The organism is Mesorhizobium sp. WSM4836 (assembly GCF_055811815.1).
The window spans coordinates 1-6,486 of sequence record NZ_JBVVQF010000058.1 but is presented as its reverse complement, the minus strand read 5'-3'; the positions used below and the strand labels follow the sequence as shown (position 1 = coordinate 6,486).

6 protein-coding genes and 1 pseudogene are annotated in these 6,486 nt (G+C 57.7%); 4 read left to right on the top strand and 3 right to left on the bottom strand.

Features of this window, described 5'->3' with window-relative positions; genetic code table 11:
- Nucleotides 1–815 precede the first annotated feature (815 nt).
- From AC0L2P_RS31895 to AC0L2P_RS31885, 3 genes are read left to right on the top strand one after another with little or no spacing between them, the layout of a single operon-like run.
- Nucleotides 816–1,388: an RNA polymerase factor sigma-54 gene (locus tag AC0L2P_RS31895; protein WP_473507197.1), complete on the top strand. Its 573-nt coding sequence runs from the start codon at nt 816–818 to the stop codon at nt 1,386–1,388.
- Nucleotides 1,351–1,443 (top strand): RNA polymerase factor sigma-54, encoded by a 93-nt coding sequence (locus tag AC0L2P_RS31890; protein ID WP_473507196.1) that lies wholly within the window; start codon nt 1,351–1,353, stop codon nt 1,441–1,443. The genes AC0L2P_RS31895 and AC0L2P_RS31890 overlap by 38 nt, the downstream gene beginning before the upstream one ends.
- A 59-nt stretch (nt 1,444–1,502) precedes the next feature.
- On the top strand, nt 1,503–2,720 hold the full coding sequence (locus tag AC0L2P_RS31885) for an MFS transporter (RefSeq protein WP_473507195.1): 1,218 nt from the start codon (nt 1,503–1,505) through the stop codon (nt 2,718–2,720).
- A gap of 292 nt (nt 2,721–3,012) precedes the next feature.
- On the opposite strand, the gene AC0L2P_RS31880 is transcribed toward AC0L2P_RS31885, so the two are convergent.
- The 3 genes and pseudogenes from AC0L2P_RS31880 to AC0L2P_RS31870 form a co-directional block, all read right to left on the bottom strand.
- Nucleotides 3,013–3,918, bottom strand: a complete 906-nt coding sequence (locus AC0L2P_RS31880) for a LysR family transcriptional regulator (protein ID WP_473507194.1) — start codon at nt 3,916–3,918, stop codon at nt 3,013–3,015.
- 3 nt (nt 3,919–3,921) lie between these two features.
- Complete coding sequence (gene nolL / locus AC0L2P_RS31875) at nt 3,922–5,076, bottom strand: nodulation factor fucose acetyltransferase NolL (protein WP_473507193.1); 1,155 nt, start codon at nt 5,074–5,076, stop codon at nt 3,922–3,924.
- A 203-nt stretch (nt 5,077–5,279) separates the two neighbouring features.
- A pseudogene (locus AC0L2P_RS31870) lies at nt 5,280–5,715 on the bottom strand (NodA family N-acyltransferase); the annotation flags it as partial.
- Nucleotides 5,716–5,801: 86 nt separating this feature from the next.
- Between AC0L2P_RS31870 and AC0L2P_RS31865 the strand changes: the two are divergent.
- A partial coding sequence (locus tag AC0L2P_RS31865) for a LysR family transcriptional regulator (RefSeq protein ID WP_473507192.1) occupies nt 5,802–6,486 on the top strand: 685 nt, incomplete at its 3' end.

Genomic DNA, 6,486 nt, shown 5'->3' with positions numbered 1-6,486 from the left:
CGCACAGTCCATGCCGGTCAGGCGATAGCGGGTCTGAGCTTCGGTCACTGGAAACCTCACGGGCTTGCAAAGGGTGAGCCTGCTCCTACATCCTCTAACTGTGATATCGTACATGCTGGAGTGGGCGTCGACCCGTTTGGCGCGACAGGACAACCGCCACGCCGGCTAACGTTGACAGATCAGCCAATCACCGCTGATCTCCCATAAAGCACTGCTGACGTCTTCACTGACAAAATTGCCGGAGCAAGTTGCGTGCCGATTACCGTACCGTTTGCGTCGCACCAATTGCCCCCGTACCGGCAGACCGGCCGTGGCGATCTTTTGGTCGCGCTTGCGACATTCTTGTCCGCCTTCGAACACAACAACGTTTTCGGGTCGGAAAGTACAGAGGGAGCAAATCAAGGAACTCCGATCTTGCAAATGCCGTGACGCCCAGCCAGACTCGATCCTCACCGCGTGCAGACCGGCGCGCGCCGTGCTGAAGAGCTGGGAGGTGTCAGAGACCTTCGACAGGGGAGCGGCAACAGCGCAATTGTAGAGGTGCGACGGCCGCGTCTTCGCAGATCGCCGGTCTGCACAAGAATTCCAGGCTAGAGACAAAGCCTTGCGTGGTCGATGCAGTGACTGCCGGCGTGCCGCAATGCATTGGCTCGGCCCGTCGGGAACGGTTTTCGTCTTTCCGAGCCGGTGCGCAAGTGCTGATTACCCCGACAATACACCTTTGCTCGGTGCGGGTGACGAAGCGATTGTGCGGCGCGCTTGGTCTCGGCCAAGCACGGGCGGCCCTGCTCAAGCCAACAGGGCTTCGCCGGAAGATGGTCCGATTCGCTGCCTTCAAGCGAAACGGCATGGCGCTTGCTGTCGTTCGTCAGAGCCCATCAGAGCACGTCGAGCACAGAACCATGCCAAAAACGCGAAGCTCCCTAAAAGCGCCCAAGGAGACCGCGCACATTTGCGCCGAACGTTCCCTCCAGACCTCCGTGCTCGGTACCTGCTTTGCGCATCGCTGGTTCGAGACTGACGGACCAACGCGTGGCGCTCGCCCAATTGTCGTTTACCCGCCTTCGGCGGCAGGACGCCTTTTTGGAACACGGCGTCGACCACCTGCGGCCTGCAGTTTCAGGATTGTCGCGGATGCGGTCAACGTGCACCGGTCGACGGTAAGCCGGGTGACGTCGAACAAATACATGCTGACCCCGCGGGGCGTGTTCGAACTGAGGTATTTTTCACCGTCGCGATCGCCTCCTCCCAAGGTGGCGACGCGCACTCAAATCAAGGCGATGGTTGCCGTGGAATCGCCCGACGAAGTGCTTTCCGATCACGACATCGCCACCCGGCCAAGGAAACGGGATCGACATTGCTTGTCGCACCGTTGCGAAACATCGTGAGGCGCTGATCATCCCCTCCGCGCAACGCCGCAGGGAAAGGGCCTTCTGGCGCTAATCCGGGTCAGCGCAGCGATCCCCCGATATTGCAGCACATCCAAACTGGAGACGGTGTTCATGACCGAATCCGCGCCAGGCTTCATGGACGGAGGTCTGCATGACCCAGTACAGCCAGATCAACGGTCTGGTCCCGCATGGGGTGCGGTCATTTCGCTTGCCTTAGGCACCTTCGGGCTTGTGACGGCAGAGTTTATGCCTGCCAGCGTGCTGACGCCGCTCGCGCATGATCTCGGTATCAGCAAGGGTGCAGCTGGACAGGCGCTGACAGCAACCGCCATCGTCGGGGCGATCTCGGCGCCGACGATGGCCATCATCACAAATCGCCTGGACCGCAGGATCGTCATATGGGCGATGACGCTGCTGCTGATCCTGTCGAACGTTCTCTCGGCCGTCGCGGGGTCGCTGCCGGTTCTCCTGACCGCCCGCGTCGTGCTCGGAATAGCGCTCGGAGGCTTCTGGTCGATTTCGGCAGCGTTGGCGATGCGGCTCGTTCCAAGTCACCTCCTGCAGCGCGCCATGTCGATCATCCTCACCGGCGTTACGGTCGCTACCGTTTGCGCGGCTCCAGTCGGCGCCTATGTCGGCGACATCTGGGGATGGCGAACCGCCTTCATGATCGCTGCAGTCGTCGGCGCCGTTACACTGCTGGTTCAACTCATGACCCTTCCGAGGCTGCCTCCCATTGGAGTGGCCAGCTTGCGCAGTCTGCTGGATGTGGCCAAGAATCCGACGATCAAAGTCTCGATTCTGGTCGTCCTGCTGGTCGCTTCCGGGCACTTCGCCGGCTTCACCTATATCCGCGCGCTCCTCGAGAATGTTACCGCGCTCAATATCAAGACGATCTCGCTCGTGTTGCTCGCCTTTGGCATCGGCGGCTTCTTCGGCAATTTGGCCGGCGGATTTCTGGCCGAGCACAGCCTCAAGGCAGTGGCGGCTCTGCCGCCTCTGCTCATAGCGATGGCCGCTGTCTCGCTGCTGACGTTGGGAGCATCGGCCTGGGTCACGACGATTGCGGTAACCGTATGGGGCTTTGCCTTCGGCGCGGTGCCGGTGGGACTGCAGACATGGATGGTTCTGCGCGCCGCTCCCGAGCAGGCCGAAAACGCCGGTGGGCTGATGGCCGCAACGTTCCAAGTGGCCATCGCCGCCGGCGCGATTTTCGGCGGACTGCTGGTGGACAATGCCGGCGTCGCCAGTGCCTTTGCCTACAGCGCCGTTGCCTCGTTCCTCGGTGCCCTGACAGTGTTCTGGCTCGGCCCGAAGCGCGAACCCTAGGCCGCCCTGACAAAGGCCCCTCAGTGCGACGGGAAAGATGCAATCGCATCAGCCGCGGGGTGCGGTCCTGCGCACGATTTTTGGCGGTTGCAGGCCTCGTCTCCGCGCGATCGGACGCTGTTGTCCGAGTTGTGTGTGTAAAGTCGCACAGCCTGCGGTGCCGGCTGCCAGCGTCGCGAAATGCGTGCCACGCCGTCACGCAAAATCATCCAATTTGAGTCAGACCTAATTTTGCGCCGGTTCGCACCGGTACAAGGCGCTGAGTAAATCCAGCCCAGGAGCGCCCGCGACTTCACATGCGGGATGCCTCCTGCAACATTATCTGCCGCATCCAGATGCTTGCCGGATCACTGTTGTGAAGGGTGGGCCATTGGACGCCCTCGGTGAACGTGGGAAGCGGCCGCGGAAGTTCGATGATCCGCAGGGGGAAGGTTTTTTCGAAATGCTGAACCAGCCGCAAGGGCATGGTCGCTATACGAGCCGTGCCTGAGACCATCGGCGGGATCATGCTAAAGGCCTGCACGACGATCTCGACACGTCTCTTGAGACCATGCTCAAGCAAAAACTGTGCCTCGATGGATGGCATCTGCGCACCGCCGACCCTGAACGCAATGTGCTTCATCGACACGTATCTCTCGAATGTCAGCTTCCCCGGCAGCTGCTTGTTCGTGGGGCAGCCTACGCACACGAATGTCTCGTCGAACAGCGCCGCTCTTGGATGCCCGCTCGACATGAACAATTCCGGAAGAATCAGAAAATCGACGTCACCGCGCCGGAGGAGCTCATCGGAATCGGCGTCGAGCGGCAGCAATTCGAAGCTGACGGCGGGTGCTTCGCGTGCAACACGCTCCACGACCTTTTCAAAAAACACAAGTGTGACGAAATCGGAAACCATGATCCGGAAGCGGCGATCGGATTGAGCCGGATTAAACGGATCCCAGGAAATAATCGAGCACTGGATGTGCAGGAGTGCACCGCGGACTGCGGGGGCGAGTGTTTCCGCACGCTGTGTTAGAACACGTTCGCGGCCGCTCATCGTAAACAGTTCGTCATTGAAATAATGGCGCAGCCGGCCGACCGCCGCGCTCATGGCCGGCTGACTTAAGTTGATGCTGCTTGCCGCCGCCGTGAGGTTGCGCTCGGTCAGCAGTGCATCGAGCACGACGAGAAGGTTCAGATCAAGGCCTTTGAAACGCATGCCTCATCTGTCCGTAACGTGGTTGCTTGTCATCGCGAGCATTGTGGGCGATTGAGAACTGAGCGGACTTGGGCGTGGCGGCGCTCCCACAACGATCCGCGACACATATCCAAGGTCGCGCGCAATCTTGCGAATTGCCAGCGCTGTGACGACAATCGCCACTCCAAGAACACTTGCGAACGCGATTCTGGTCGTGAGATTCCAGGCTTCTCCAAACTGTATAAAATCCGTGAGGCGAAACACGGCACCCTGAACCAGATAAAACAGCAGCGTGCTCTGACCAAGCTCCACCGCGACAAAGTGAGCTATTCTAGTTGAATGGATAATTCTCCAACATTGGAACATAAGCTTCATCGCTACTACAGAAGCTGCCGCCGAGCCAGTGAACATCAGAAAGACCTGTTCAGCCGACTGTCCATCATGAATTAAAACAAGATTGTTGTAGGCATAAGTCTCCTTTCCCCACAAAATAAAGCATATGAAAGCTATTACCGACAGTAAGACTGTAAAAATCGATTTGTGTGCCCAAATGATACTTGTCTGCCATCCGATCGGCTGGGCAAGCAAGAACCCCAGACAATAAAACGGGTAAGTGTATCTTAATGACGGGGTGATTGATAATGTGACGGGCGCGAATGCGACCGCAATTGCAGATGCGGTTATAATCCACATCGATACGCGATTGGAAATTGTAAAAAGTCTAACTAGAATGAACGAAAGAAACGCCGCCCATATGAACCAGTATGTTCCAATGAATTCCTTCGAAAAGTCAAGCAGCCCATCAGTTAAGCTTGTCGTATGAGGGATCATGGCGGACTTCAATGTCCAAATTAACGCACACCAAAAAAGCATTGGCAGTAGTAACTGCCTTGCCCGATCACCGACAGCTTGAGTGAACGGTTTTCGCAAAATTGCCCCAGAAGAAAGATATCCGCTTATTGCCATAAAGAGAGGCATGTGAAATATGTAGATCGACTTGTAATACGGCGATAGCCAGAAGGCGCCAGTGCCTCGATATATAACATACTGCAATAGGTGCCCAATTATAACTAAGGTAATGAGTATACCTTTGGCGAAATCAAGGCTTAGGTCCCGGTTATTTGTCCCTGCTGGGCGCGAGCCGCGTCCCTTTGCTCCGACTGTTATGTGATCAAGCATCAGACTCCAGCCTATTTGTTGCCGTTGCTACTTGCCGTTTCCGGGCATGGCCAACGCGGCAGTTTTTTTCGGTGCAAAGGATCGAAATTTACGCGGATCGCGTGGTATCGAGGGCCGACTGGCTGCAACCGAGCGGACAAAAATCCCAGTGCCTGATCGCAAACCTCGAGGCAGTGGCTGTCGCGATCATGTGTGGCGGCGCTTACGCCCGGCACTATGGTCGCCAGGCCGTCTCTGCAGAACCTCTCAAGACGGTTCCGCAGCGCGTACCGAACCGCGCCAAAAGCGAATGGAATGCCAAGCTGCTGCTGCACCGGACGCATGACGTGGATAGAATGGCTCATTCCGAGTCTCTCAAGATCCGGATGCACCCTGTACAATCCGAGTTCGCCTACGAAGAAATCAACCTCGCCAACCGTGATGAACGGCGCGGCAGGTCCAAGTGAGCCGCTACGCCGTGCACATAGAGCCGATTGCGCGAACCTCCGGCCTTGCACCGGCCCAGCTTCGACCGCCTGAAAGCCCCTGTCGGCCCATAGACCTTTCGGAAGAAGGCGGAGAGTTCGACTTGATCGGCTACTTGCAAGTCATTTCCCAGCACACGCTACAGAAGCAGTGGCGTGATCGGGTGCATGTCAGCTCCGGTCACCTATGCAGCGCCCTGGAAGTTTGGTAAAATCGATTGTTTAGATCGCGAGCATCCACGCTATGGATAAGTGAAAGCCATGCGCTTCAAAGGCCTTGATCTGAACCTTCTCGTCGTGCTCGACGCACTGCTGACCCAGCGCAACCTCTCGGCGGCCGCAAACAGCATCAACCTAAGTCAGCCGGCCATGAGCGCGGCCGTCGCCCGGCTGCGCGATTATTTCAACGATGAACTGTTTACGATGAGCGGCCGCGAACGTGTTCTAACAGCGCGTGCGGAAACACTCGCCCCGGCAGTTCGCGGTGCACTCCTGAAAATCCAGTGCTCGATTATTTCCTGGGAGCCGTTTAACCCGGCTCAATCCGATCGCCGCTTCAGGATCGTTGTTTCCGATTTCGTCACACTCGTGTTTTTTGAAAAGGTCGTGGAGCGTGTTGCACGCGAAGCACCCGCCATCAGCTTCGAATTGCTGCCTCTCGACGACGACCCCGATGAGCTTCTCCGGCGCGGCGACGTCGATTTTCTGATTTGTGCGGAATTTTTCATGTCGAGCGCGCATCCAAGAGCGGCGCTGTTCGACGACACATTCGTATGCGTAGGCTGCCCCACGAACAAGCAGCTGCCAGGGAAGCTGACATTCGAGAGATACATGTCGATGAGGCACGTTGCGGTCAAGTTCGGGCGACTGCTGAAGCCCTCCATCGAGGAACAGTTTTTGCTTGAGCATGGTCTAAGGAGACGTGTCGAGATCGTCGTGCAGGCTG

What these genes read in the sequence shown, in the direction of transcription:
- AC0L2P_RS31895 (WP_473507197.1), top strand. Translation starts at nt 816, where the DNA reads ATGGTCCGATTCGCTGCCTTCAAGCGAAACGGCATGGCGCTTGCTGTC.
- AC0L2P_RS31880 (WP_473507194.1), bottom strand. Translation starts at nt 3,918, where the DNA reads ATGCGTTTCAAAGGCCTTGATCTGAACCTTCTCGTCGTGCTCGATGCA.
- AC0L2P_RS31885 (WP_473507195.1), top strand. Translation starts at nt 1,503, where the DNA reads ATGACCGAATCCGCGCCAGGCTTCATGGACGGAGGTCTGCATGACCCA.
- nolL (WP_473507193.1), bottom strand. Translation starts at nt 5,076, where the DNA reads ATGCTTGATCACATAACAGTCGGAGCAAAGGGACGCGGCTCGCGCCCA.